Origin of the sequence: Limnohabitans curvus (assembly GCF_003063475.1) — a bacterium.
Taxonomy (GTDB): Bacteria; Pseudomonadota; Gammaproteobacteria; order Burkholderiales; family Burkholderiaceae_C; genus Limnohabitans; species Limnohabitans curvus.
In genome coordinates this window covers 1,081,937-1,106,982 of sequence record NZ_NESP01000001.1, presented here as the reverse complement: position 1 = coordinate 1,106,982, position 25,046 = coordinate 1,081,937, and the positions used below count along the sequence as shown (strand labels likewise).

23 protein-coding genes and 1 pseudogene are annotated in these 25,046 nt (G+C 57.9%); 21 read left to right on the top strand and 3 right to left on the bottom strand.

Annotated features, from left to right (window positions below):
* The 13 genes from glyS (at position 1) to B9Z44_RS05500 (ending at position 12,764) form a co-directional block, all read left to right on the top strand.
* Positions 1 to 2,142, top strand: coding sequence for a glycine--tRNA ligase subunit beta (gene glyS, locus B9Z44_RS05560; protein ID WP_108402818.1), 2,142 nt, complete (start codon positions 1 to 3; stop codon positions 2,140 to 2,142).
* A gap of 15 nt (positions 2,143 to 2,157) precedes the next feature.
* On the top strand, positions 2,158 to 2,751 hold the full coding sequence (gene gmhB / locus B9Z44_RS05555; protein ID WP_108401896.1) for a D-glycero-beta-D-manno-heptose 1,7-bisphosphate 7-phosphatase: 594 nt from the start codon (positions 2,158 to 2,160) through the stop codon (positions 2,749 to 2,751).
* Positions 2,748 to 3,497: a lysophospholipid acyltransferase family protein gene (locus B9Z44_RS05550; protein ID WP_245912762.1), complete on the top strand. Its 750-nt coding sequence runs from the start codon at positions 2,748 to 2,750 to the stop codon at positions 3,495 to 3,497. The genes gmhB and B9Z44_RS05550 overlap by 4 nt, the downstream gene beginning before the upstream one ends.
* A 10-nt stretch (positions 3,498 to 3,507) precedes the next feature.
* The gene (locus B9Z44_RS05545; RefSeq protein WP_108401895.1) at positions 3,508 to 4,503 is read left to right on the top strand and encodes a M48 family metallopeptidase; all 996 of its coding nucleotides are present in this window, start codon (positions 3,508 to 3,510) and stop codon (positions 4,501 to 4,503) included.
* Positions 4,504 to 4,563: 60 nt separating this feature from the next.
* Entirely contained in the window at positions 4,564 to 4,995 is a 432-nt protein-coding gene (locus B9Z44_RS05540; RefSeq protein ID WP_108358403.1) for a MerR family transcriptional regulator, read from the top strand.
* On the top strand, positions 4,992 to 5,423 hold the full coding sequence (locus tag B9Z44_RS05535) for a PaaI family thioesterase (protein ID WP_233246831.1): 432 nt from the start codon (positions 4,992 to 4,994) through the stop codon (positions 5,421 to 5,423). Before B9Z44_RS05540 ends, B9Z44_RS05535 begins: the two co-directional genes overlap by 4 nt.
* Before the next feature lie 17 nt (positions 5,424 to 5,440).
* On the top strand, positions 5,441 to 6,622 hold the full coding sequence (locus B9Z44_RS05530) for an isovaleryl-CoA dehydrogenase (RefSeq protein WP_108401894.1): 1,182 nt from the start codon (positions 5,441 to 5,443) through the stop codon (positions 6,620 to 6,622).
* Positions 6,623 to 6,711: 89 nt separating this feature from the next.
* Entirely contained in the window at positions 6,712 to 8,667 is a 1,956-nt protein-coding gene (locus B9Z44_RS05525; RefSeq protein WP_211308687.1) for an LTA synthase family protein, read from the top strand.
* Between the two features lie 3 nt (positions 8,668 to 8,670).
* Positions 8,671 to 9,324: a carbonate dehydratase gene (gene can / locus B9Z44_RS05520; protein WP_108358400.1), complete on the top strand. Its 654-nt coding sequence runs from the start codon at positions 8,671 to 8,673 to the stop codon at positions 9,322 to 9,324.
* A gap of 38 nt (positions 9,325 to 9,362) precedes the next feature.
* The gene (locus tag B9Z44_RS05515; protein WP_108401892.1) at positions 9,363 to 10,553 is read left to right on the top strand and encodes an acetyl-CoA C-acyltransferase; all 1,191 of its coding nucleotides are present in this window, start codon (positions 9,363 to 9,365) and stop codon (positions 10,551 to 10,553) included.
* Positions 10,554 to 10,562: 9 nt separating this feature from the next.
* Positions 10,563 to 11,693 carry an acyl-CoA dehydrogenase family protein gene (locus tag B9Z44_RS05510; RefSeq protein ID WP_108401891.1) on the top strand — a complete coding sequence of 377 codons (1,131 nt, stop codon included), beginning with the start codon at positions 10,563 to 10,565 and terminating at the stop codon, positions 11,691 to 11,693.
* An 11-nt stretch (positions 11,694 to 11,704) separates the two neighbouring features.
* Positions 11,705 to 12,112 (top strand): YchJ family protein, encoded by a 408-nt coding sequence (locus tag B9Z44_RS05505; RefSeq protein ID WP_170108473.1) that lies wholly within the window; start codon positions 11,705 to 11,707, stop codon positions 12,110 to 12,112.
* Positions 12,113 to 12,119: 7 nt separating this feature from the next.
* Positions 12,120 to 12,764: an HAD family hydrolase gene (locus B9Z44_RS05500; protein WP_108401890.1), complete on the top strand. Its 645-nt coding sequence runs from the start codon at positions 12,120 to 12,122 to the stop codon at positions 12,762 to 12,764.
* 28 nt (positions 12,765 to 12,792) lie between these two features.
* On the opposite strand, the gene B9Z44_RS05495 is transcribed toward B9Z44_RS05500, so the two are convergent.
* Positions 12,793 to 13,830: an AraC family transcriptional regulator gene (locus B9Z44_RS05495; protein WP_108401889.1), complete on the bottom strand. Its 1,038-nt coding sequence runs from the start codon at positions 13,828 to 13,830 to the stop codon at positions 12,793 to 12,795.
* 98 nt (positions 13,831 to 13,928) lie between these two features.
* On the opposite strand from B9Z44_RS05495, the gene B9Z44_RS05490 reads away from it, so the two are divergent.
* The 8 genes and pseudogenes from B9Z44_RS05490 to B9Z44_RS05455 all read left to right on the top strand — a co-directional run bounded on the left by B9Z44_RS05490 (position 13,929) and on the right by B9Z44_RS05455 (position 22,597).
* Entirely contained in the window at positions 13,929 to 15,536 is a 1,608-nt protein-coding gene (locus B9Z44_RS05490; protein WP_108358396.1) for a carboxyl transferase domain-containing protein, read from the top strand.
* 12 nt (positions 15,537 to 15,548) lie between these two features.
* Positions 15,549 to 16,343, top strand: coding sequence for an enoyl-CoA hydratase/isomerase family protein (locus tag B9Z44_RS05485; RefSeq protein ID WP_108402815.1), 795 nt, complete (start codon positions 15,549 to 15,551; stop codon positions 16,341 to 16,343).
* 24 nt (positions 16,344 to 16,367) lie between these two features.
* The gene (locus B9Z44_RS05480; protein ID WP_108401888.1) at positions 16,368 to 18,413 is read left to right on the top strand and encodes an acetyl-CoA carboxylase biotin carboxylase subunit; all 2,046 of its coding nucleotides are present in this window, start codon (positions 16,368 to 16,370) and stop codon (positions 18,411 to 18,413) included.
* 8 nt (positions 18,414 to 18,421) lie between these two features.
* Positions 18,422 to 19,330 carry a hydroxymethylglutaryl-CoA lyase gene (locus B9Z44_RS05475; RefSeq protein ID WP_108402814.1) on the top strand — a complete coding sequence of 303 codons (909 nt, stop codon included), beginning with the start codon at positions 18,422 to 18,424 and terminating at the stop codon, positions 19,328 to 19,330.
* Between the two features lie 28 nt (positions 19,331 to 19,358).
* The gene (locus B9Z44_RS05470) at positions 19,359 to 19,643 is read left to right on the top strand and encodes a DUF1289 domain-containing protein (protein WP_108402813.1); all 285 of its coding nucleotides are present in this window, start codon (positions 19,359 to 19,361) and stop codon (positions 19,641 to 19,643) included.
* Positions 19,644 to 19,671: 28 nt separating this feature from the next.
* Positions 19,672 to 20,304 (top strand): 2-hydroxychromene-2-carboxylate isomerase, encoded by a 633-nt coding sequence (locus tag B9Z44_RS05465; RefSeq protein WP_108401887.1) that lies wholly within the window; start codon positions 19,672 to 19,674, stop codon positions 20,302 to 20,304.
* A 28-nt stretch (positions 20,305 to 20,332) separates the two neighbouring features.
* A pseudogene (locus B9Z44_RS05460) lies at positions 20,333 to 21,941 on the top strand (putative nucleotidyltransferase substrate binding domain-containing protein).
* On the top strand, positions 21,941 to 22,597 hold the full coding sequence (locus tag B9Z44_RS05455) for a 3'-5' exonuclease (RefSeq protein ID WP_108358391.1): 657 nt from the start codon (positions 21,941 to 21,943) through the stop codon (positions 22,595 to 22,597). Before B9Z44_RS05460 ends, B9Z44_RS05455 begins: the two are co-directional and overlap by 1 nt.
* A 201-nt stretch (positions 22,598 to 22,798) precedes the next feature.
* On the opposite strand, the gene B9Z44_RS05450 is transcribed toward B9Z44_RS05455, so the two are convergent.
* On the bottom strand, positions 22,799 to 24,592 hold the full coding sequence (locus B9Z44_RS05450) for a cation acetate symporter (RefSeq protein ID WP_108358390.1): 1,794 nt from the start codon (positions 24,590 to 24,592) through the stop codon (positions 22,799 to 22,801).
* Complete coding sequence (locus B9Z44_RS05445; RefSeq protein ID WP_108358389.1) at positions 24,589 to 24,897, bottom strand: DUF485 domain-containing protein; 309 nt, start codon at positions 24,895 to 24,897, stop codon at positions 24,589 to 24,591. The genes B9Z44_RS05450 and B9Z44_RS05445 overlap by 4 nt, the downstream gene beginning before the upstream one ends.
* Between the last annotated feature and the right edge of the window lie 149 nt (positions 24,898 to 25,046).

Sequence of the window (25,046 nt, the reverse complement as noted above, 5' to 3'; positions counted from 1 at the left end):
ATGACCACACACAACCTACTCATCGAACTCTTCGTGGAAGAGTTGCCTCCTAAGGCTTTGCAAAAACTCGGCGACGCTTTTTCTAGCGTGCTGTTTGACCAACTCAAAGCCCAAGGTTTGACAGCTGCCAATTCTGCTGTGACGGCCTACGCATCGCCACGCCGTTTGGCTGCGCACATCACCGCCGTGTCTGCCTTGGCGGCTGATAAAGCCGTGCAGCAAAAACTCATGCCCGTTACCGTTGGCTTAGATGCCAGTGGTAGCGCCACACCCGCGTTATTGAAAAAACTGCAAGCCTTGGGCGCTGGCCCCGATGCCGTGGCGCAACTCAAACGCGCACCCGATGGCAAAGCCGAAGCCTTGTTTTACGACAGCATCGTCAAAGGCGCGAGTTTGGCCGATGGTTTGCAAAAGGCCTTGAACGAAGCCATTGCCAAATTGCCCATCCCTAAAGTGATGAGCTACCAGCTCGAAACCGATTGCGAATTACCAGGCTGGAGCAGCGTCAACTTTGTGCGTCCCGCGCACAGCTTGGTCGCCTTGCACGGCAGCAGCGTTGTGCCCGTCAAAGCGTTGGGCTTGACCGCTGGCAACAGCACACAAGGCCACCGTTTTGAAGCCAGGGTGTCGCCCGTCGTGTTGGCCAACGCCGACGTCTACGCCGATACACTCGCCAAAGATGGTGCCGTCATCGCCAGCTTCACCGAGCGTCGTGCTGAAATTGCACGTCAACTCGAAGCCGCTGCAGCCAAAGTTGGTGGCGGTGTGAGCGCGATTGATGACGCAGCGTTGCTCGATGAAGTGACTGCCTTGGTCGAGCGCCCCAACGTGTTGGTGTGCGAGTTCGAAAAACAATTCCTCGACGTCCCGCAAGAGTGCCTCATCCTCACGATGAAGGCCAACCAAAAATACTTCCCGCTGCTCGACGCAGCAGGCAAGCTGACCAACCAATTCTTGGTGGTCAGCAACATCACGCCCGATGACGCATCGGCTGTGACTGGTGGCAACGAGCGTGTGGTGCGCCCACGTTTGGCCGATGCCAAATTCTTCTTTGACCAAGACCGCAAAAAGACACTCGCTTCGCGCGTGGAAGGTTTGGCTAAGGTCGTATACCACAACAAACTCGGCACCCAAGGCGAGCGCACCGACCGCGTGCGCGCCATTGCCAAAGGCATTGCCGCTTTGTTGCCGCAAGCCAAAGACGCTGCCGTGAACACAACATTCATGCAAGCCGTCGACACCGCCGCTCAATTGGCCAAAACCGATTTGCTGACCGACATGGTGGGCGAGTTCCCCGAGTTGCAAGGCATCATGGGCGGCTACTACGCCCGTCACGATGGTTTGGGTGAAGACACGGCACAAGCCATCGAAGACCACTACAAGCCACGCTTTGCAGGCGACGAGTTGCCACGCAACACCGTGGGTGTGGTGGTGGCCTTGGCCGACAAGCTCGAAACCCTCGTGGGCATGTTCGGCATTGGCAACTTGCCCACGGGTGACAAAGACCCCTTTGCTTTGCGTCGTCACGCCTTGGGCGTGGTGCGCATGTTGAGCGAAGCCAATTTGGATGTGGCGTTGGACACGCTGATTGCACAAGCCATCCCCGCCTTCGGCGACAAAATCACCGACCCTGCTGCGGCTTTGTCCTCCTTCATTTACGACCGCCTCTCTGGCGGCCTGCGAGAGCAAGGTTACTCAGCGCAAGAAGTTGAAGCCGTGTTGGCCTTGCGCCCACAACGCTTGAGCGACGTGGCCAAGCGCCTCACCGCCGTTCGCGCTTTCGCTGCTTTGCCCGAAGCCGCCGCTTTGGCCGCTGCCAACAAACGCATTGGCAACGTGCTCAAAAAAGCAGGCGAGGTCGACGCGCACGTCAACGTCGCCTTGTTCAAAGAGGACGCCGAGCAAGCGCTGTACGCCATCATGCAAAAGTTGCTGCCTGAATCGGAAGCCCAGTTCAATGCCGGCGACTACGCTGCCTCTTTGCAAACCTTGGCCACCTTGCGTTCGCCCGTCGATGCGTTCTTTGACGACGTCATGGTCAACGCTGAAGAGATGGACTTGCGCTTGAACCGCCAAGGTCTGCTCAAGTGCTTGCACCTGGCCATGAACCGCGTGGCCGATTTGTCAGCCCTCGCTTCTTAAAGCCAAAGCTAAGCCATGCAAACCAAACTCGTCATTCTCGATCGCGACGGCACCATCAACCAAGACAGCGACGACTACGTCAAGTCTGCCGATGAGTGGATTGCGCTGCCTGGTGCGCTCGAAGCGATTGCGCGTTTGAACCACGCCGGCTGGCACGTGGTGGTGGCCTCTAACCAATCCGGCTTAGGCCGTGGCCTGTTTGATGTGGCTGCACTCAACGCCATGCACAGCAAGATGCACAAGCTCTTGGCGGTTGCGGGCGGTCGTATTGATGCCGTGTTTTATTGCCCGCACAGTCCAGAAGAAACTTGCAACTGCCGCAAGCCTCTGCCGGGTTTGTATGAGCAAATTGGCGAGCGCTATGGCATGGATCTCAAGGGCGTGCACACCGTGGGCGATTCGCTGCGCGATTTGCAAGCGGGGGCCGCTGTGGGTTGCGCCACGCATTTGGTACACACCGGCAAAGGTGCCAAGCTCAAAGGCCAACCCTTGCCCGTTGACTTTCCGCAAGGCACGCTGGCGCATAGCGACCTCAGCGCATTTGCGGACTGGTTGCTCGCGCAGCCCGAGCCTGCAGCGAAGACCAACAAAGCAGGGGTCAAAGCATGAATGCCATGCTCCGTTCCACATTGCACATGGCATTCATGTTCGTCACGGTCATTCCGTACTCTTTGTTCATCGTGTTGGCTAGATTGTTCGGCACAAAGGGCGACAAGCTTTATGTGTTCGCCCAAACGTGGTTGACCTTGAGCGTCGATGCTGCGCGCGTCATCATGGGTATTCGTTACGAAATTCAAGGACAAGAAAACCTGCCCGTTGGCGAAACCAGTCCCGCTATTTTGTTGGTCAAGCATCAGTCCACCTACGAGACCTTTTTGATGCCCGCCATCATGCCGCACCCCTTGGCGTATGTGTTCAAGAAAGAGCTGCTGTATGTGCCGTTTTTTGGTTGGGCCATCGGCAGCTTGGACATGATTCACATCGACCGCAGCCAGCGCTCCAAAGCGTTCGCCAAAGTGGTGGAGCAAGGTAAAACGCTGTTGGCCAAAGGTGTGTGGGTCATCATGTTTCCTGAAGGCACGCGCATTCCTCGAGGCGAGCGCGGCAGCTACAAAAGTGGCGGCGCACGATTGGCCATTGCCACAGGCGCACCGGTCATTCCTGTGGCCGTGACTTCGGCCAAATGCTGGCCACGCAAAGCTTTCATCAAATATCCGGGGGTGGTGGAGGTGTCTATCGGCAAACCCATTCCAACGCAGGGACGGGATGCGGACGAGCTGACCCGCGAGGTCGAAGCTTGGATTGAGTCCGAAATGCATCGCCTGGATCCCGAGGCCTACGTCGGCAAGCTCTGAGTCCGCACGCATGAGCCGCTTTCTGCAACTCGTGCTCGACATGTTCGATGGGGCGACCACCAAAGCGCTGCAAGGCGCGGGCGTTGGCAAACGCGCCAAACCGCCCGCTCGCCAGTTGCGCCCGCGCAGCAAGACCAAACCACAAACCCTGTTTGGCGGTGTGCATGACGATGAAGCGCACGCGCCTTTCTCGCGCCCATTGCACGGCCCACATTTGCCGTCAGAGCCTCTGGGTCAGGTGCTGCCCAATGCGCATCACGCACACCCGCGCGCCACGCGTCGTATTCAGTTGGGCACCACCGATGTGGCATATGCCTTTCGACGCGGCAAGCGCCGCACCATTGGCATGGCGATTGGGCCTGACGGCCTAGAGGTCAGCGCGCCGCGCTGGGTGACGGTGGGCGAGGTGGAATCTGCCCTGCGTGAAAAAGCCGATTGGATTGCGCGCAAGCTGGTGGAGATGCAAGAGCGTCAACAGCAGCTCGGCGCTGCCCGCATCGTGTGGGCCGATGGCGTCGTGCTGCCTTATCTGGGTGAGCAGTTGCAAGTGGTACTTGATTCGTCCAGCACGCTCAAAAAGAAGAGTGCGCAGTTTGAGCCTGCGACCGCGGACGTCCACACCTTGCGCTTAGGCCTGCCCCTCAACGCCGAGCCGCAACAAATCCGCGACGCTGTGCAAGCCTGGCTCATGCGTGAAGCCAAAGCCTTGTTTGTGGAACGCCTAGACCACTTTGCCCCGCAGCTCGGTGTGCAGTGGCAACGCGTGTCGCTCAGCAGTGCGGCCACGCGCTGGGGCAGTGCCAGCGCCAATGGGTCCATTCGCCTCAACTGGCGTTTGGTGCACCACAAGCGCGACGTGATCGACTACGTGGTGGCCCACGAACTCAGCCATTTGCGCGTGATGGACCACAGCCCGCGCTTTTGGGAAACCGTGCAAAGCGTCATGCCCGACTATGCCCAACGCAGGCGTGTTCTTAAGGATGAACCCTTACCCCCGTGGTCTTGACTTGGTTTTTGGAGATTTCCCGTCATAATTGACGTTTACGTAAACGTAAACAAGGACATCATGGCGACCACCTACTCCATCAGCGACTTAGCGCGTGAGTTTGACCTCACCACGCGAGCCATCCGTTTTTACGAAGACATGGGCCTGTTGCAACCCGAGCGCTCCGGCCCCGGCGGGCGCAACCGCGTGTACAGCCACCGCGATCGCACACGACTCAAGCTCACCTTGCGTGCCAAGCGTTTGGGCTTGTCGCTCAACGAGGCCAAAGAGCTCATCGACATGTACGACACCCCACGCGACACGGGGCCGCAGCTGCAAAAATTCTTGCTCGTGCTCGATGCCCACAAGCGCGAACTCGAAGCGCAAATGGCTGAAATTGAAGCCAACCTCGACGAGGTAAAAGCCCACGAAAAAGAAGCGCGCAGCTTGTTGGCGAAGCAGGGCGAAAAGCCCGCCAAGGTGGCCAAATCTGCGAAAGCGAGCAAGGCATGACGCACCCCGATTTACACGCGCGCATCGAAGCCAGTTTTGTGCGCCAAGGCATGATGCAGCACCTCGGTGCGCGCATCGTTTCCGTTGCGCCCGGTGAGGTGGAAATCGCCTTACCGTACTCTGAGCGCGTCACCCAACAACAAGGCGGTTATCACGGCGGAGCCATGGGTGCTTTGGCCGATATTGCCGCGGGCTATGCCGGTCTCACGCTTGCGCCTGAAGGCCAAGAGGTGACAACAGTCGAATACAAGATCAACTTTCTTGCCGCATTCCAAGGTGGCGAGCTACGTGCGCGCGGCCATGTGGTGCGTGCAGGCAAGCGCCTCATCATCACCACCGCTGAAGTGGTGCACCTGGACGACAACGGGGGCGAATCACCCTGCGCTTTGATGCAGCAAACCCTCGCCACTGTGAACAAAACCTACTAAGCCCATCGGAGACAAATATGAACAATTTACCCGGCCTCAACTTTCAATTAGGTGAAGACATCGACGCGCTGCGCGACGCCGTGCGTGATTTCGCGCAAGCCGAAATCGCCCCCCGCGCTGCACAGATCGACCACGACGACCAATTCCCCATGGATCTGTGGCGCAAGATGGGCGACCTCGGCGTGCTGGGCATCACCGTGGGCGAAGAATACGGCGGCGCCAACATGGGCTACCTCGCCCACATGATCGCGATGGAAGAAATCTCGCGCGCCTCGGCCAGCGTGGGCCTGAGCTACGGCGCGCACAGCAACTTGTGCGTGAACCAAATCAAGCGCAACGGCACCGACGCACAGCGCCAAAAGTATTTGCCCAAGCTCATCAGTGGTGAGCATGTGGGCGCCTTGGCCATGTCCGAACCTGGCGCTGGATCTGACGTCATCAGCATGAAGCTGAAAGCAGAAGACAAGGGCGGCTACTACGTGCTCAACGGCAGCAAGATGTGGATCACCAACGGCCCCGATGCTGACACCCTGGTGGTCTACGCCAAGACCGAGCCCGAGCTGGGCGCACGTGGCGTGACGGCCTTCTTGATCGAGAAGGGCATGAAGGGCTTCAGCGTGGCGCAAAAGCTCGACAAGCTGGGCATGCGCGGCAGCCACACCGGCGAGTTGGTGTTCAACAACGTCGAAGTGCCCGCTGAAAATATTTTGGGCGGCCTGAACATGGGTGCCAAAGTGCTGATGAGCGGTTTGGACTACGAACGCGCAGTGCTGTCAGGCGGCCCACTCGGCATCATGCAATCGGTGATGGACAACGTCATCCCCTACATCCACGACCGCAAGCAGTTTGGCCAAAGCATTGGCGAATTCCAGCTCATCCAAGGCAAAGTCGCCGACATGTACACCGTGCTGCAAGCCGGTCGCAGCTTTGCCTACACCGTGGCCAAAAACCTCGATTTGTTGGGCACCGATCACGTCCGCCAAGTGCGCAAAGACTGCGCTTCGGTGATCTTGTGGACGGCTGAAAAAGCCACCTGGATGGCAGGCGAAGGCGTGCAAATTTTTGGTGGCAACGGCTACATCAACGAGTACCCACTGGGCCGTTTGTGGCGCGACGCCAAGCTGTACGAAATTGGTGCCGGCACCAGCGAAATTCGCCGCATGTTGATTGGCCGCGAGCTGTTTGCCGAGACAATGTGAGGCTTGCGCCACACACCTGCGGCGCACCCTTTTTGACTCGTGATTGAATGAACAAACTTCTTGCCCTTTTGTTAATCCCCCCGCGTGCCGTGCTTCACGGTCTTGCGGTGGGTCTGTGTGTCGGGCTGGCGCTGGCGCTGTGGTTCAGCGTGGCGCGCGTGTTGATGCTGACCGCCTACTGGCCCTCACCCGGAAATGACTTGTGGGCCGAGTTGCCCGTGGCCCTGCTCATGGGCTTTCGGTTTGACTTGAAGATGGGGGCTATTGCTGCGCTGTTGCTGTTCCCCTTGTTGGGCTGGCATTGGCGCATGCGTGCAGTGGTCATTCGCGTTTGGGCCAGCTCTTTTGCATTGCTCGCTGTCATCAACTTTTATTACTACGGTTTTTACAAGCTGCCGATTGACAGCGTGATTTTTGGCTTAGCCGATGACGACACCGTCGCCGTACTGCACACCATTTGGCAAGACTTTCCCATGGCGCAAATTGCAGTGGTTTTGGCGCTGGCTGTGTGGTCTGCCAACGCGGTTGCCCTGTGGGTGGGGCAGCGGGCATGGCAGCGGCTGCAACAACACTGGGCAAGTGCGTGGCATGTGTTGTTGATTCCCGTTTTGTTAGTCGTCGTGTTGATGGTGGGCAAAGGCACACTCAAAGGCATGGCCTTGCAGTTGGACAACATCACCGCCACCAGCAAATCGTTTTTGAACAACGTCATCCCCAACGGCGTGACAGCGCTCTACAACGCCTGGGATGCCTATCGCACCTCTACCGACATTGGCGAAGAAGACACGGGTTTGAAAACCTATGGTTTTGGGTCGTACCAAGATGCCGCGCGTGCCTATGGCTTGACTGCAACCACGCCCGAAGGTGTGCAACGTGCGCTCATGGCTGCGGGCCCTCATAAACCCAATGGCAAGAACTTGGTGTTCTTCCAAATGGAGTCGTGGAGTGCGGAGCCTTTCAAATACCAATCCCAGGACATGGATGTGCTCGCGGGCTTGAGCAACAAATTGCACAACGCTTGGTTGTTTGACAACTTCGACGCGGCCCACCACGGGACCCATCCTGCGCTTGAAGCCATCTTGTTCAATACGCCCGTCACGCCCATCACCAATGGCAAGTACCGCCACATCACGCTCGATTGGGGTGTGCCGTTTGCAATGAAGAAAGCGGGGTACGACACCTTGTTTGTCACGTCAGGTCAATCGGGCTGGCGCGAACTCAACCGTGTGTTGCTGACCCAAAGTTTTGACGAGGTGATTGATGCGGCGACCTTGCGTGCCAGATACCCTGGTGCTGAGGGCGGCATCTGGGGCGTTTGGGACGCTTACATGTTTCGCATCATTGAAGAGCGCTTGGCCAAGCAGCCCAAAGACAGACCTTTGTTTGTCTACGCCATGTCCACCACCAACCATCCGCCTTATGAGCTGCCGTCAGATTACAAGCCCTTTGTGTTTGACATCAACAAGTGGCCGGGAGACAAAGGCTCTGAACACCTGATCCCCAATCTGCAAACCTACCGTTACGCCAACGACGAGCTGGCCAAGTTCGTGGCTGCAGTGGAAAGCAGCCCCGCCGCTAAGCGCACGGTGGTGGCCGCCACAGGTGACCACAACGTGCGCACCTTTGGCCAATACGCCACGCCTGAAAGTCAAGTGTTGCGTCAGCAAGTGCCGTTTGTGGTGTGGGGGGCTGGCAAGCTGTCGTGTGACAACGCCTTGCATCAGGCCGCCAGTCATTTGGACATGTTCCCCACGCTGTTCCCACTGCTTGGCATTGGCCAGGGCTACCTGATGACGGGGCGTGATTTGGCCAAGTGCCCCAGTGCCGCAGATGCCGCCGATGCGATGGCTGTGACGTTCATTGGTCAAGCCCGTTCTAACCATGCCATTTGGAGCATGGGCGGCGCTAACACATTGGCTTGCCAACCCGTAGGAAGCGTGTGTGAATGGCAAGCCGGACAAGACGCCAAAGCGCGTGCCCGCGTAGCATTGATGGACTGGAATCTCCGTCATCACATTCATCAAGTCTCAGGGAAGAAGAAATAAAGCATGCCTAACTCACTCAAACATCTGTTCGACAACAACCGGGAATGGGCGGCGCGCATGGAGCGCGAGCAACCTGGATTTTTCTCACGCCTGTCCCAGCAACAACTGCCCAAATATTTGTGGATCGGTTGCTCAGACAGCCGTGTCCCAGCCAACCAAATTACAGGCCTTGATCCTGGCGAAGTATTCGTACATCGCAACGTGGCGAATGTGGTGGTTCACTCAGACTTGAACGCCTTGTCTGTTATCCAATATGCCGTGGATTGCTTGAAAGTCGAACACATCATGGTCGTGGGGCACTACGGTTGTGGTGGTGTGTTGGCGGCCACGCGGGGCACGCGCATTGGATTGGCAGACAACTGGCTGCGTCATGTGCAAGACGTGCGTTTGCGCCATCGCCAGCGCTTGAACCATTTGCCACAACCGCAATTGGAAGATGTGATGTGCGAAATGAACGTGATCGAACAAGTAGGCAACGTGGCCTTGTCCAACGTCATGCAAGACGCGTGGAGCCGCGGGCAAAAGGTGTCGATTCACGGATGGATTTACCGCGTGTCTGACGGCTTGGCACACGACTTGGATGTGACGATGAGCCGTCCGGGCGAAGTGGTCGATGTCTTTCGTCGTGCTTTCAAGAAATATCCACGCGGGATGTAACAGCTTTTATTTTTCAAAACCTCAACAGGAGACACAACATGACCTCACACGCAGACCCCATCGTCATCGTCAGCGCAGCACGCACCCCGATGGGCAGCTTCCAAGGCGACTTCTCTGCGCTTGCCGCGCACGACCTCGGTGGTGCCGCCATCAAGGCCGCGGTGGAACGTGCAGGCATCAACCCCGAGTTGGTGACTGAGGTCTTGTTTGGCAACTGTTTGATGGCCGGTCAAGGTCAAGCCCCTGCACGCCAAGCGGCCTTCAAAGGCGGCTTGCCCAAGAGCGCTGGCGCGGTCACGCTGTCCAAGATGTGTGGCTCAGGCATGCGCGCAGCGATGTTTGCGCACGACATGTTGATTGCTGGTACGCACGATGTGTTGGTCGCTGGCGGTATGGAGAGCATGACCAACGCGCCTTACCTGATGCTCAAAGGCCGTGGCGGCTACCGCATTGGCCACGACCGTATCTTTGATCACATGATGCTCGACGGTTTGGAAGACGCTTACGAGCCAGGCCGCAGCATGGGCACCTTTGGTGAAGACTGCGCGGCCAAGTACAGCTTCACTCGCGCCGAGCAAGACGCATTCGCCACCGCCAGCGTGCAACGCGCCAAGGCCGCCACCGAGAGCGGTGCCTTCGCCACAGAAATCACGCCCGTGACAGTGAAGACGCGCTCAGGCGAAACCGTGGTGTCGATTGACGAGGGCCCAGGAAAGATCAAGCTCGACAAAATCACCTCGCTCAAGCCCGCGTTCAAAAAAGACGGCACCATCACCGCAGCCTCTAGCTCGTCCATCAACGACGGCGGTGCAGCCATGGTGTTGATGCGCGAAAGCACAGCGAAGAAATTGGGCTGCAAGCCATTGGCCCGTATCGTCAGCCACGCCACGCACGCGCAAGAGCCCGAGTGGTTTGCCACCGCACCCGTCGGAGCCACACAAAAAGCCTTGGCCAAAGCCGGTTGGAAAGTGGAAGACGTGGACTTGTGGGAAGTCAACGAAGCCTTCGCGGTCGTGCCCATGGCCTTGATGAAAGAGCTCAACGTGTCGCACGACAAAGTCAACGTCAACGGCGGCGCCTGTGCTTTGGGTCACCCCATCGGTGCCTCGGGTGCGCGCATCATGGTCACGCTGATTCACGCGCTCAAAGCACGCGGCCTGAAAAAAGGCTTGGCCACTTTGTGTATCGGTGGCGGCGAAGGCACAGCTGTCGCGCTCGAAATCATTTAAGGACGCGCCATGTTGCTCACCCCAGACCAAACCATGATTCGCGATGCTGTGCGCGATTTTGCGCAGCAAGAGCTATGGCCCAACGCTGCCAAGTGGGACAAAGAACACACCTTTCCGCATGAGGTACACAAAGGCTTGGCCGCACTCGGCGCTTACGGTATTTGCGTGCCCGAAGACTTGGGCGGCGCAGGCTTGGACTACACCACGCTCGCGATTGTTTTAGAAGAAATCGCCGCCGGCGATGGCGGCACCAGCACTGCCATCAGCGTGACCAACTGCCCCGTCAACGCCATCCTCATGCGCTACGGCAACGACGCGCAAAAGAAACAATGGCTGACCGAACTGGCGCAAGGCAATATGCTCGGCGCGTTTTGTTTGACCGAGCCGCATGTGGGTTCTGATGCATCGGCACTGCGTACGACTGCGACTAAAGAAGGCGATGAGTACGTCATCAATGGCGTGAAGCAATTCATCACCAGCGGCAAAAACGGCCATGTGGCCATCGTCATTGCCGTGACCGACAAAGGCGCAGGCAAGAAGGGCATGAGCGCTTTCATCGTGCCCACCAACGCACCCGGCTACCAAGTGGCGCGCCTCGAAGACAAGCTTGGCCAGCACAGCAGCGACACCGCGCAAATCAACTTCGACAACTGCCGCATCCCCGCCGAGAACTTGATTGGCGCGGAAGGCGAAGGCTACAAGATTGCCTTGTCTGCGTTGGAAGGTGGCCGCATCGGCATTGCCGCGCAAAGCATTGGCATGGCACGCAGCGCGTTTGACGCCGCATTGCAATACAGCAAAGAGCGCGTGAGCTTTGGCACTGCCATCTTCAACCACCAAGCCGTGGGTTTTCGTTTGGCCGACTGCGCCACGCAGCTCGAAGCCGCACGCCAGTTGATGTACCACGCGGCCTCATTGCGCGATGCCGGTTTGCCTTGTTTGAAAGAGGCAGCCATGGCCAAGCTCTTTGCCAGCGAAACGGCAGAGCAAGTGTGCAGCGTCGCCATTCAAACCTTGGGTGGTTATGGCGTGGTGAGTGACTTTCCCGTCGAGCGCATCTACCGCGATGTGCGCGTGTGCCAAATTTACGAAGGCACCAGCGACGTGCAAAAAATCATCATCCAACGCGCCTTGGCTTGATGCGCTTTGGCATGAACACGGCACATGCCTGCCCCTGTGGGCGTGTGGATAGACAAAAACGCGCCGTGGCTGATGTCGATTGCTGCGGCCGTTTTGTTGCGCACTTCAGCACCACGCCCGCACCAGACGCTGAACACCTCATGCGCTCGCGCTACAGCGCCTTTACGTTGGAGCGCGCCGACTATTTGCTGGCCACATGGCACAGCAGCACACGCCCTGCATCGCTTGACTTTGATACAGGTGCCAAATGGCTCGGGCTTGAGGTGCGCGAGCACAAAGTCACAAGTGCTGACACGGCCGAGGTGGCGTTCGTGGCGCGTTATCGCGTGGATGGCCGAGCCGTCCGTTTGCACGAGCGTAGCCGCTTTGTGCGCGAAGACGGTCGCTGGTTTTATGTGGATGGCGACCAGCGCGGATAATTCGGGCATGACATTTGAAGCGGTTTTGTTTGATTGCGATGGCGTGTTGGTCGACAGCGAAGCCATCACCTGCGGCGCACTGCGCGACATGCTCGATGAAAACGGCTGGCGCTTGAGCTTGGCTGAATGCATGGCCCACTTTGTGGGCCACACCGTGCGCAGCCGCGCTCATCTAATTGAGGTGAACACGGGTAAGCCGCTGACGGACGCATTCATGGACGAGTTTTACCGTCGTCGCAATGAGCGCTTAGAAAACGAAATCACTGCGATCGATGGCATTCATGATGCCGTGCGTCACTTGCACGAGCGCTGTGAAGGACGCATCGCGGTGGCTTCGGGGGCTGACCGATTCAAGGTCGAGATGATGTTGCAGCGTGTAGGCCTTGCCCAGTTTTTTGAAGGTCGCATTTTCAGCGGTCACGAAATGCCGCGCAGCAAACCTCACCCCGATGTGTACTTGGCGGCTGCCGCGCATTTGCAGATGGATCCCGCGCGATGCTTGGTGGTGGAAGACACACCCGTAGGCATCGCAGCAGGGGTGGCTGCCGGGTCAACCGTTTGGGCTTACGCACCACCCCTCGCGCTGACCGAGGCGTTGACACAAGCCGGCGCACAGCGCCTGTTCGCGCACATGAACGACTTGCGCATTTAAAGCCTGGGGCAAACGCGAGCAGGTCTGCTTACGCGCTTTGCCGAAAGGTGTCGGGCGCTTGCCCCGTCCAAGTTTTGAACGCGCGAATGAAGCTCTTTTCATTCGAAAACCCCACCTCCGTGGCAATCTGCTTAAGCGGCTTTCGGGTGCGCAGCAGCAGCAGCCGCGCACGTTGTTCGCGCACGCTGTCTTTCAGCTGTTGCAGCGATGCGCCTTCTTCTTGCAGTTGTCGGTGCAGGGTGCGGGGCGACATGTTGAGCCATGCGGCGAGGTCATCGGCATTGCGGCTGTGCTCGGGGTGTTGGGCTAGGGTTTGGCGTACTTTCTCCACCAACAAGCGGTCCCGCCGGTACGGGCGAACCGTCAACAGCAAGGCGCGTTGCAACATCTGCTGCAGGGCGGCTTCGTCGCGACGCACGGGCAGAGCGAGGTAGCCGGCATCAAATTGCAAGCAGTTCGTTGCCGCGTTGAAGGTGGTCGGGCCGTCAAACAGCACGCGGTAACTGTCGGCATGCGTAGGAGGGGCAAAGCGCAGGTGGGTGGCCAGCAACGGAATGCGTGAATCGGTCAGCCAACACGCCACGCCCAAGGCATTGCGCAGCACCGATACCACGCAAAACTCGCGGAACACGCTTAGATCATGGGCCTCGTCGAGTTGCAATGTTGCGACGCCGTTGTGTTCTCTCACGTGCACCCGAATGTCGGCGGTCAGCAAGCCGTGGTGCCTGCCCCAGCGCTCCAGCGCCAATCCCAAAGTCGGTGAGGTGAGCGAGGCTCGCACCAACATGCCATAGCTGCCCCAAGGCAAGCGGCGGCTGAACCAGCCCAAGCCTTCGTCATCCAACTCTTGCATGGCAATGCCCGACATCAACTCCATTTGCATGGCGGTGACGCGGGCGTTGTTTTTCTTGAGAAGTTTTGGCTCAATTTGTGCCTTTGCCAAAGCTGCATCCACACGCAGGCCACGCTGTGCGTAGGCAGCGGAAATCGCCTGAATAAATGCAATGGGCGTCTCGGCACGGCCATGTGCGGCGGTTTGGGCGGAGGCTGGATTAGGGCTAACCATAGGAGGCATCATTGTGGCAGGATTTGCAACCCATCTGGCGTGTCAAAGGGGGTTAAACAGCCTAAGCTTGGCAGCAACGCCGTTCAAGGAAAAAGCCGATGACTGTTTTGCATTCCCAACTCAACCCGCGCTCTGCCGATTTCACGGCCAACGTCGCTGCCATGCGCACCGTGGTGGATGACCTCAAGGCCCATCTCGAAAAAATCGCCGTCGGTGGTGGCGAGGCCGCACGCGCCAAACACACCGCACGTGGCAAGCTACTGCCCCGCGACCGCGTGCAAATGTTGCTCGACCCCGGCACGCCATTCCTTGAGGTGGCCCCACTCGCCGCGCTCAACATGTACAACAACGACGCGCCGTGCGCAGGCTTGATCGCGGGCATTGGCCGCGTCAGCGGTGTGGACTGCATGATCGTCTGCAATGACGCCACGGTGAAGGGCGGCACGTACTACCCACTCACGGTGAAAAAGCATTTGCGTGCGCAAGAAATCGCGCAGCAAAACAACTTGCCTTGTATTTACTTGGTGGACTCAGGCGGTGCCAACTTGCCCAACCAAGACGAGGTGTTCCCAGACCGTGACCACTTTGGCCGCATCTTTTTCAACCAAGCCAACATGAGCGCGCAAGGCATTGCGCAAATCGCGGTGGTGATGGGCAGCTGCACGGCAGGTGGTGCGTATGTGCCAGCCATGAGCGATGAAACCATCATTGTGAAAAACCAAGGCACCATCTTCTTGGGCGGCCCTCCTTTGGTGAAGGCCGCCACCGGTGAAGTGGTGACGGCAGAAGACCTGGGCGGTGGTGATGTGCACACCCGTCTTTCCGGCGTGGCCGACCACCTCGCGCAAAACGATGTGCATGCATTGGCGCTGGCGCGTCAGACAGTGAAAAACCTCAACGCACAAAAGCAGCCCAACATTGCCACGCACGCGCCTGTGCCGCCAAAGTACGACGCGCAAGAGTTGTACGGCGTCATCCCCACCGACACACGCAAGCCCTTTGATGTGCGGGAAATCATTGCGCGCATCGTGGATGGCAGCGAGTTCGACGAATTCAAAGCCCGCTTCGGCACCACGCTGGTGTGCGGCTTTGCGCGTATCGAAGGCATGCCAGTGGGCATCATTGCCAACAACGGCATCTTGTTCAGCGAGTCGGCCTTGAAAGGCGCGCACTTCATCGAGCTGTGCTGCCAACGAAAAATTCCCTTGGTGTTTTTGCAAAACATCACCGGCTTCATGGTGGGCCGCAAGTACGAAAACGAAGGTATTGCCCGCAACGGCGCCAAGATGGTCACGGCAGTGGCCACCGCCGCTGTGCCCAAATTCACCATCATCATTGGCGGCAGTTTTGGTGCGGGCAACTACGGCATGTGTGGCCGTGCGTACAGCCCCCGCTTTTTGTGGATGTGGCCGAATGCGCGCATCTCGGTCATGGGTGGCGAGCAAGCGGCCAGCGTGTTGGCCACGGTCAAGCGCGACGGCATTGAAGGCAAAGGTGGCCAATGGAGCGCCGAAGAAGAGCAAGCGTTCAAAGACCCGATTCGTCAACAGTACGAAGAGCAGGGCCACCCTTATTTCGCCACGGCGCGCCTGTGGGACGACGGGGTGATCGACCCCGCAGACACACGCCGTGTGTTGGCTTTGGGATTGAGCGCGTCGTTGAATGCGCCCATTCCTGAAACCAAGTTTGGTTTGTTCCGCATGTGATGGGTGATTGACATGAGCGCCACTACACCTACCGCATTGAGTATCACAACCCAAGGTGCCATTCGCACCATCACCCTCAGCCGCCCCGACGTGCGCAACGCCTTCAACGACGAAGTGATTGCCGAGTTGAAAAACGCATTCACTGAGGCCGCTCTTGCCGCCGACGTGCGCTGCGTCGTGTTGGCCGCAGAAGGCCCCGCGTTTTGCGCCGGTGCCGACCTGAACTGGATGCGTCGCATGGCCGACTACACGCGCGACGAAAACCTCGCCGATGCAGGCCAGCTTGCTGCCATGTTGCGTGCGATTTACGAATGCCCCAAACCAACAATAGCCCGCGTGCAAGGCGATGTGTTTGCCGGTGGCGTGGGCTTGGTCGCTGCGTGCGACATGGCGGTGAGTGTGGACTCGGCCACCTACTGCTTGAGCGAGGTGAAGCTGGGGCTCATCCCCGCCACCATCAGCCCCTATGTGATTCGCGCCATGGGGGCACGTGCGTCGCATCGTTACTTTTTAACGGCTGAGCGTTTCAGTGCGGCTGAGGCGCATCGCATGGGCCTCGTTCACGAGGTGGTGGCTGCTGATGCGTTGGATGTCAAAGTGGCCGAGTTGACCAGCGCCTTGGTCAGTGCCAGCCCCAACGCCGTGCGCGCTTGCAAACGCTTGGTGCAAGACGTGGCTGAGCGCGAAATTGACGACGCCTTGGTGGCGCACACCGTGGCGGGCATTGCCGATATTCGTTCAAGTGCTGAAGGCAAAGAGGGCGTGCAGTCCTTTTTGCAAAAGCGCAAGCCTTCGTGGTTGCTGTGAGCTTCTCGGAAAAAGGATTCAAAGATGTTTAAGAAAATTCTGATTGCCAACCGCGGCGAAATCGCTTGCCGCGTTGCCGCCACCGCCCGCCGCATGGGTATCAAAACCGTGGCCGTGTATTCGGATGCCGACGCACAAGCCAAGCATGTACAGGTCTGCGACGAAGCCGTGCACATCGGTGGCAGCGCCCCCAAAGACAGCTACTTGCGCTGGGAGCGCATCTTGCAAGCGGCCAAAGACACCGGCGCACAAGCGGTGCATCCCGGCTACGGCTTTTTGAGTGAGAACGAAGACTTTGCCAAAGCGTGCGCAGCAGCAGGACTCGTGTTTATTGGGCCACCCGCCTCAGCGATTTTGGCGATGGGCTTGAAAGCTGAATCCAAACAGCTGATGGAAAAAGCAGGCGTGCCTTTGGTGCCCGGCTACCATGCCGCTGACCAAGACCCTGCGTTGCTGCAGCGCGAAGCCGACCGCATTGGCTACCCCGCGCTCATCAAAGCCAGCGCAGGCGGTGGTGGCAAAGGCATGCGCGTGGTCAACAGCAGCGCCGAGTTTGCCGATGCATTGGCCAGCTGCAAACGCGAAGCCATCAACAGCTTTGGCGACGACGCAGTGCTGATCGAGAAATACGTGCAACGTCCACGCCACATTGAAATTCAAGTGTTTGGCGACACCCACGGCAACTGTGTGTATTTGTTTGAGCGAGATTGCTCGGTGCAACGCCGCCATCAAAAAGTGTTGGAAGAAGCGCCCGCACCCGGCATGACCGAAGCGCTGCGCAAGCAGATGGGCGAGGCTGCCGTGGCTGCAGCCAAAGCCGTGAACTACGTGGGCGCCGGCACGGTGGAATTCATCGTCGAACAAACCGCGTATGACAAACCGGAGTCCATGAAGTTTTTCTTCATGGAGATGAACACGCGTTTGCAGGTGGAACACCCGGTGACCGAAGCCATCACTGGCCTCGACTTGGTGGAATGGCAACTGCGCGTGGCCAGCGGCGAGCCGCTGCCTTTGCAACAAAGCGACTTGCGCATTCACGGTCACGCCATCGAAGCGCGTATTTGCGCGGAGAACCCCGACAACAACTTCTTGCCTGCCACCGGTACCTTGGCGGTGTATCGCAAGCCCACATGCAGCAGCTTTGAAATTCCGAACACGAGCGACACAGGCATTGCGGTCCGCATCGACGACGGCGTGCGCGAAGGCGACAGCATCAGCCCGTTTTACGACTCGATGGTGGCCAAGCTCATCGTGCATGGTGACACGCGTGAGCAAGCGTTGGCACGTTTGGACGAAGCCCTGTCGCAAACCCGCATCGTGGGCTTGACGACCAACGTGCAGTTCTTGCGCCACATCATTCGCACCGATTCGTTTGCCACGGCCAAGCTCGACACCGCCTTGATTCAACGCGAAGAAAAAGCCTTGTTCGCGCAAGAGCCTTTGGGCTTGGCACTCACCGCTGCCTCGGTGGTGGCCAACACGCTGCACCGGGAACAGGCCTTGAAGGGCAACGACCCTTTCAGCAGTCGCGATGGCTGGCGCGCTTTTGGTGTCGCCTCGCGCAACTTTGGTTTTGTGTTCCATGGCGCGTCATACGAAACCGTGCTGACCTATGCCCACGATGGCAGCTTGCAGCTCTGCGTGACCGATGCAGATGGCGATGTGTCAGGCACCTTGGCCTATCGCGAAGACGGCGATGCGTTGCACATCAGCTTTGCTGGCCATCACGCCCGCGTGCAGGTGTTCCATGAAACACAAGGCCACGAAGATGTGGCCCATGTGTTTGCGCCGCAGGGTGCGACGCGCATCACCTTGGTGGATGCCTTGGCACACGCCGGCGAAGTGCAAGAGGCAGGTGGCCGTTTGACCGCGCCCATGCCTGGTAAGGTGGTGTCGTTTTCGGTTGCTGCAGGTGACAAAGTCAAGGCGGGTCAGCCACTGGCGGTCATGGAAGCGATGAAAATGGAGCACACCATTGCCGCGCCTGCGGATGGTGAAGTGTTGGAACTGCTCTATGCGCCGGGCGACCAAGTGGCCGAAGGCGAAGAACTTTTGAAATTGAAGGTGTGACCATGGTGATGAATCTTCCGCGACGTGTGAAGTTGATCGATGTCGGCCCGCGTGATGGCCTGCAAAACGAAAAACAACCTGTGCCTGCCGCCGTCAAGGTGGAGCTGGTGCATCGCCTGCAAGACGCCGGTTTGAACGAAATTGAAGTCACCAGTTTTGTGTCACCCAAATGGGTGCCGCAAATGGCCGACAACGCCGAGGTGATGGCAGGCATTCACCGCCAACCCGATGTGCGCTACTCGGTGCTCACCCCCAATTTGCAAGGCTTTGAAGCCGCCTTGAAAACCAAGCCGGACGAGATTGTGGTGTTTGGTGCGGCCAGCGAAGCCTTCAGTCAAAAGAACATCAACTGTTCGATTGAGGAAAGCATTGAGCGTTTCGCGCCCGTGGTGAAGGCCGCACGCGATGCAGGCATTGCCGTGCGCGGCGCGATGAGTTGCACGGTGGGCTGCCCCTACGAAGGCGAGATTGCCCCCGAACGTGTCGGCTACCTTGCCGGCTTGATGAAAAGCATTGGCATTCAGCGCGTGGACGTGGCCGACACCATTGGCGTGGGCACACCGCGCAAAGTGCAGGCGGCCATTGAGGCCACGCTTAGGCACTATGCACTCAACGACGTGTCGGGCCATTTTCACGACACATACGGCCAGGCCTTGGTCAACACCCTCGCGGCTTTGCAGGTGGGCGTGTGGAATTTTCAGTCGTCGGTCGCAGGTCTGGGTGGGTGCCCCTATGCCAAAGGTGCCACTGGCAACGTGGCCACCGAAGACGTGGTCTACATGCTGCAAGGCATGGGCATTGAGACCGGCATTCATCTCGATAAGCTCATTGACGCAGGCGTGTTCATTAGCAACGCCTTGGGGCGCCAACCCAATTCCCTGGTGTCCCGCGCGGTCTTGAACAAACGCGCCGTTTGAGCGGTTGGCGTTCGCTGACAATGCAGCCATGTGTGGAAGCGAACTCACCCCCAAACTCCAGGGCCTGACGCCTGCTGATTTGCGCTTGCAAGCGCAAACCAAGCGCGTGTTGCAAAGCAACGATGCGCCCCCGTCCCCTTGCATCTCGATATGTCGTATGTCGGACGACACCACGTATTGCGAAGGGTGCTGGCGCACCTTGGATGAAATAGGCGGATGGGGCCAGCGCGTCACGGATGACAAGCGTGCGGTGTGGCAGTTGATTGGCGAGCGTTTGGCGGCGCACGCCGTTGCATCGGCCTTGCCGAAGTAGCGCGGCGTTTTTGACAAAGAAGGCATCCATGAAAACCATCACTTGTTACCTTGATTTCATCTCGCCCTACGCCTACCTCGCGTTTGAGGTGTTGCCAAAACATTTGATGGGCGTGAGTCACCGCATGGTTTACAAGCCTGTGTTGTTCGCTGGCATGCTCAAGCACCACGGCCAGCTGGGCCCTGCTGAAATTGCAGGCAAACGTGAGTGGACTTATCGTCAAGTGCTGTGGCAAGCCAAGCAGCTTGGCACTCCGTTGGACATGCCGCAATCACACCCGTTCAACCCACTGGCCCTGTTGCGCTTGGCCGTGGCGTGCAGCGTCGACGGGGAGCCTAACCGCTATGTGTGCGAAGCCCTCTTCAAACATGTGTGGCAGGGCGGTGCCGCTGCCGATGACGTGGCGCGTTTGCAAACCCTCACACAGCAGTTGGCACCCCAGCGCTCGGTGGATGCCCCCGATGTGAAAGAGCAGCTCAAAGCCAACACCGAAGAGGCCATTGCTCGCGGGGCATTTGGCGTACCCACGTTTTGTGTCGATGACAAAGTTTTCTGGGGCCTGGATGCCTTGCCGATGATGCGCGCTTACCTTGATGAAGATCAATGGTTTGACTCGGCCTGGGATGCTGCCGCAAGCATCCAGCAAGGCGTGAAGCGTTGAATCGGGGCATTGCTATAAAAATGCCCTCATGCCTAACGCTTTTAACTTCTCAGCCTCCCCGTTTGACTGCTTAACGCCCGACCAACAGCGCTTGGTGCGCGACAGCGTGGACGTGGTTTATTACCCCGAGGGTGAAGCCATTCTGGATGTGGGCACCGCTCCCACACATCTGTTTGTCATCATCAAAGGGTTTGTCACGCAGTATGACGGCGACGAGGTGATCACTACTTATGGGCCCGACGACACCTTTGATGGTCGCGGGCTGGTGGCAGGTAAAACCAGCAACAAATTTGTGGCGCAAGAAGAGGTGGTGGCCTACCAACTGGCGCGCAAAACCGTGACCGATTTGATTGCCAGCAATGCCACTTTTGGCGCGTTGTTGTTCTCGGACTTGAGCAACAAACTCACGGCTTTGTCGCAGCGACAAAGCCAACACGAACTGCAGTCGCTCACGCTCTCGCGTGTGGATGAGGCTTTTGTGCGTCCCGCGCATTTTGTAGACATGGGTGCCGATGTGCTGTCGGTGGTCAAGGTGCTGCAAGCGCAACGCACCAAATGTGTGTTGGTGCGTGATCGCAGTAGCACGCCTGAGCGCTTGGGGGTGTTTACCGCCTCGACCTTGCAACGCGCGATCCTGAATGGCACACCATTGGCGCAACAAAAGGTCGGAGACCTCGCCAACTTTCAGCTCATCGCTGTGCGACCCTCTGACCAAGTGGGCGATGCCTTGGCGTTGTTGCAGCGCCACCGTGTGCACCGTTTGGTGGTGATGGACGACAACCGTGTGGTGGGCGTTCTAGAGGCCTTGGACTTGTTCAGCTTCTTGTCCAACCATTCGCACCTCATCACGGTGCAGGTTGAGGCAGCGACAGACATTGAAGGTTTGGCCCAAGCCGCCGCGCAAATCACCCGCATGGTGACCACGCTGTACCGCAGCGGTACGCGCGTGAGTTTGATTGCGCGCTTGGTGCAAGACTTGAATGCCCGTTTGTTTGAACGCGCTTGGCAGTTGATCGCCCCCGCAGACCTGGTGGCTAACAGTTGCTTGTTTGTGATGGGCAGCGAAGGGCGCGGCGAACAGCTGCTGAAGACGGACCAAGACAACGGGCTTGTCCTGCGCGATGGCTACACGCCGCCCGATAACCTGGAAGCCATTTGCCAGTCGTTCTCGCAAGCTTTGTCCGCGTTTGAACGATGCCATGCTGGCGCGCTTTGCAGCAGCGATTGACGCTTTTGGCAACAGCCAAGGTTGGTGGAACCGTTTGTTAGGCTTGGATGACCAGCAAGGCTTGCACCTCAAGAAAGAAGGCATCTTCCCGCTGGTGCATGGCGTGCGCAGCTTGGCCTTGGCCGAGCATTTGCAAGAGACCAGTACCACGGCGCGCATTGATGCTTTGGTGCTGAAAAACGTCATCACACCTGCGCTGGGTGCCGACCTCACGCAGAGCTTGCATTTTTTGATGGGTCTGAAGCTCAAGGCAGGCGTGACCGAAATGGAAACGCAACGTGAAGTGTCAGGCTTGGTCAATGTGGCCAAGCTGTCGACCTTGGAGCGCGACTTGTTGAAAGACGCGCTGGGGGTGGTGAAGCATTTCAAAGCTTTGTTGCGCAGCCGTTTCAAACTTGATGCGCTGTGATGATCTCGTTTCTCTCTCCTTTGCAGTGGTGGCGCTCGCTCAAGCGTGAGTGGCTGATTTATCACCTCGGGTTGCCTGAATTTCGCTTCATGTTTGACGCCCCACCGCCCAATGAGTGGGTGTCGTTGGACTGCGAAACCACCGGCTTGAACGTCAGCTCGGATGAAATTATTTCGATTGGCGCGGTGCGCATCGTGGGCAACAAAATCATGACCAGCGAGCGCTTTGAAGTGCTGGTGCGTCCCGAGCGTGGCGTGTCTGCGGACAGTGTGCGTATTCACCGTTTGCGCGGTCAAGACGTGGCCCAAGGCTTGCCCGCAGATGAAGCCATGAAGCAACTCCTGCGCTTCATTGGCAGCCGTCCGTTGGTGGGCTACTTTTTAGAGTTCGATGTGGCCATGCTGAATCGCGCGATTTGGCCGCTCTTGGGTCAAGGCCTGCCGCAGCCCAAGATCGAAGTCTCGGCGATGTACTACGACCACAAGTTTCGCCAGATGCTGCCTTATGAGCAGCAGACCAATCCCAACATCGATTTGCGTTTTGCCACGTTGATGTCGGATTTGGATTTGCCTGTGCGTGAGGCGCATGATGCGTTGAACGATGCTGTGATGGCGGCGATGGCGTTCATTAAGTTGCGTCAACTGCGGGGCGGTTGATTTGTTGGCTTCCCTTCGTTGGCGCGCGAGGTGAGGTAGGCGAACACGGCTTACATCGCTGCGCGACGAATGGCGCCGTATTCGCCTACCCCACCACACACGCCTGAGCCAAAGAAGCAAAGAGAACCGACATAAAAAAACCGAGCACGCATGCTCGGTTTTTGTAAGGAATGAGCCCCGAAGGACTCAGAACCAACGGTCTTAGTGACCTGATGCGCCAGAAGCGCCGTAGCCAGTTTCCGAACGCACTTGTTGTGCGGCGAACGCTGCGCGTTCTTTCTTGGCTTGTGCGCTGTTGTCCAAGATGGAGAACAACCAGATACCCACGAAGCCGATGGTCATCGAGAACAAGGCAGGTGAGGCATAAGGGAACCATGCTGAACCTTTGGGGTTGCCCAGTGCGGCTTCCCACACAGAAGGCGACACCACGGTCAAAGCCACAGAAGAGATCAAGCCCAAGAAACCACCGATGACGGCGCCTTTGGTCGTGCAATCTTTCCACAGCACAGACATGAACAACACAGGGAAGTTAGCCGACGCGGCAATCGCGAAAGCTAAGGCCACCATGAAGGCGATGTTTTGCTTCTCGAACGCAATGCCCAACACCACAGCGACAACACCGAGTGCCAAGGTGGTGATGCGAGACACGCGCAATTCAGAAGCGCTGTCAGCTTTACCCTTCTTGAACACCGTGGCGTACAAGTCGTGTGACACAGCAGATGCGCCAGACAAGGTCAAGCCAGCCACCACAGCCAAGATGGTTGCGAATGCCACGGCAGAGATGAAGCCGAAGAACACGTCGCCGCCAACAGCCTTTGCCACCAGCACGGCTGCCATGTTGGCGCCACCGGCTTTGAGTTGGGCATTCAATTCAGGGTTGGTGACCACCAAAGTGATGGCACCGAAACCGATGATGAAGATCAACACGTAGAAGTAGCCAATCCATGTGGTTGCCCAGAACACAGATTTACGAGCTTCTTTGGCATCAGGCACCGTGAAGAAGCGCATCAAGATGTGTGGCAAACCAGCTGTACCGAACATCAACGCCATACCGAAAGAGATGGCCGAGATTGGGTCCTTGATGAAGCCGCCTGGGCCCATGATGGACATACCGACTTGTGCTGGGTCAGTTGCATTGACTTTGTCCAGCGCAGCAGAGGCAGCGGCGGCGGCTTCAGGGGTCGCTGCGGCAGCTGCAGAGGCGGTGGCTGCTGCAATGGCAGCTTCTTTCGCCACGCCAGCCAAGGCTGTTTTCACTTCAACGCCTTTGGCGAACAGAGCTTCAGGGCTGAAGCCGAATTGAGCCAAGACCATGAAGGCCATGAAAGTCACACCCGCGAGCAGCATGATGGCTTTGATAATTTGCACCCATGTTGTGGCAGTCATGCCGCCGAACAACACGTACACCATCATCAATGCACCGACCAACACCACGGCGATCCAGTAGTCCAGACCGAACAACAGTTTGATCAATGAACCAGCGCCCACCATCTGAGCGATCAGATAGAAAGCAACCACCACCAAAGTGCCAGAGGCAGCAAAGGCGCGGATGGGGGCTTGTTGGAAGCGGTAGCCTGCAACGTCCGCAAATGTGAATTTGCCCAAGTTGCGCAGACGCTCAGCCATCAAGAAGGTGATCACAGGCCAGCCGACCAAAAAGCCGATGGAGTAGATCAAACCGTCATAGCCCGATGCCATCACAGCAGCGGAAATGCCGAGGAACGAAGCAGCAGACATGTAGTCGCCGGCAATCGCCAAGCCGTTTTGGAAGCCTGTGATGCCGCCACCTGCGGTGTAGAAGTCAGCCGCCGATTTGGTTTTAGCTGCGGCCCATTTCGTGATGCCCAAAGTGGCAATGACGAATGCGCCGAACATGATGATGGCGGTCCAGTTGGTGGCTTGCTTGGTGGTTTGACCCAAGTCTGCACCTGCTGCGAAGGCAGTGCCTGCAGCCAGCGCCAGACATGCGCCTAAGAGTGTGGAGATTTTTTTCATTTTGTAGCGTCCTCCAAGATTTCCTTGGTCAGCTTGTCGTATTCGCTGTTTGCGCGGTTCACGTAAATGCCGGTGATCACGATCGTGAAGATGATGACGCCCATGCCCAATGGAATACCCACGGTCGTCACGCCAGCACCGATAGGTTGTGCGAGGAAAGGTTTGTTGAATGCAATCAATGCGATGTAGCCGTAGTACACGACCAACATCAACACGGCGAGGAACCAACCGAAGCCACCGCGCTTGGCGCGCAGTTCTTTGTATTTCGGGTGGTTCTGGATCTTGTCGACCACTGGATCACTCATTGTTTATCTCCCATTTGGGTTATTGAAAAACGCAAGAAGGATGCTTCCTTCATTGACTGAGCCATTGTGGAAAGGGGGACTGACCAAGTCCTTACGCGTCATGGGGTCAAACTCTTTCTTTTCAGAGGGGAATGCTTAAAAAATGAACA

Coding starts and splice junctions, on each gene's coding strand:
- B9Z44_RS05505 (WP_170108473.1), top strand. CDS start 11,705: ATGAACACGGCACATGCCTGCCCCTGTGGGCGTGTGGATAGACAAAAA.
- B9Z44_RS05510 (WP_108401891.1), top strand. CDS start 10,563: ATGTTGCTCACCCCAGACCAAACCATGATTCGCGATGCTGTGCGCGAT.
- B9Z44_RS05485 (WP_108402815.1), top strand. CDS start 15,549: ATGAGCGCCACTACACCTACCGCATTGAGTATCACAACCCAAGGTGCC.
- B9Z44_RS05515 (WP_108401892.1), top strand. CDS start 9,363: ATGACCTCACACGCAGACCCCATCGTCATCGTCAGCGCAGCACGCACC.
- B9Z44_RS05540 (WP_108358403.1), top strand. CDS start 4,564: ATGGCGACCACCTACTCCATCAGCGACTTAGCGCGTGAGTTTGACCTC.
- B9Z44_RS05445 (WP_108358389.1), bottom strand. CDS start 24,897: ATGAGTGATCCAGTGGTCGACAAGATCCAGAACCACCCGAAATACAAA.
- gmhB (WP_108401896.1), top strand. CDS start 2,158: ATGCAAACCAAACTCGTCATTCTCGATCGCGACGGCACCATCAACCAA.
- B9Z44_RS05480 (WP_108401888.1), top strand. CDS start 16,368: ATGTTTAAGAAAATTCTGATTGCCAACCGCGGCGAAATCGCTTGCCGC.
- can (WP_108358400.1), top strand. CDS start 8,671: ATGCCTAACTCACTCAAACATCTGTTCGACAACAACCGGGAATGGGCG.
- B9Z44_RS05455 (WP_108358391.1), top strand. CDS start 21,941: ATGATCTCGTTTCTCTCTCCTTTGCAGTGGTGGCGCTCGCTCAAGCGT.
- B9Z44_RS05465 (WP_108401887.1), top strand. CDS start 19,672: ATGAAAACCATCACTTGTTACCTTGATTTCATCTCGCCCTACGCCTAC.
- B9Z44_RS05500 (WP_108401890.1), top strand. CDS start 12,120: ATGACATTTGAAGCGGTTTTGTTTGATTGCGATGGCGTGTTGGTCGAC.
- B9Z44_RS05530 (WP_108401894.1), top strand. CDS start 5,441: ATGAACAATTTACCCGGCCTCAACTTTCAATTAGGTGAAGACATCGAC.
- glyS (WP_108402818.1), top strand. CDS start 1: ATGACCACACACAACCTACTCATCGAACTCTTCGTGGAAGAGTTGCCT.
- B9Z44_RS05550 (WP_245912762.1), top strand. CDS start 2,748: ATGAATGCCATGCTCCGTTCCACATTGCACATGGCATTCATGTTCGTC.
- B9Z44_RS05535 (WP_233246831.1), top strand. CDS start 4,992: ATGACGCACCCCGATTTACACGCGCGCATCGAAGCCAGTTTTGTGCGC.
- B9Z44_RS05545 (WP_108401895.1), top strand. CDS start 3,508: ATGAGCCGCTTTCTGCAACTCGTGCTCGACATGTTCGATGGGGCGACC.
- B9Z44_RS05475 (WP_108402814.1), top strand. CDS start 18,422: ATGAATCTTCCGCGACGTGTGAAGTTGATCGATGTCGGCCCGCGTGAT.
- B9Z44_RS05490 (WP_108358396.1), top strand. CDS start 13,929: ATGACTGTTTTGCATTCCCAACTCAACCCGCGCTCTGCCGATTTCACG.
- B9Z44_RS05470 (WP_108402813.1), top strand. CDS start 19,359: ATGTGTGGAAGCGAACTCACCCCCAAACTCCAGGGCCTGACGCCTGCT.
- B9Z44_RS05450 (WP_108358390.1), bottom strand. CDS start 24,592: ATGAAAAAAATCTCCACACTCTTAGGCGCATGTCTGGCGCTGGCTGCA.
- B9Z44_RS05495 (WP_108401889.1), bottom strand. CDS start 13,830: ATGGTTAGCCCTAATCCAGCCTCCGCCCAAACCGCCGCACATGGCCGT.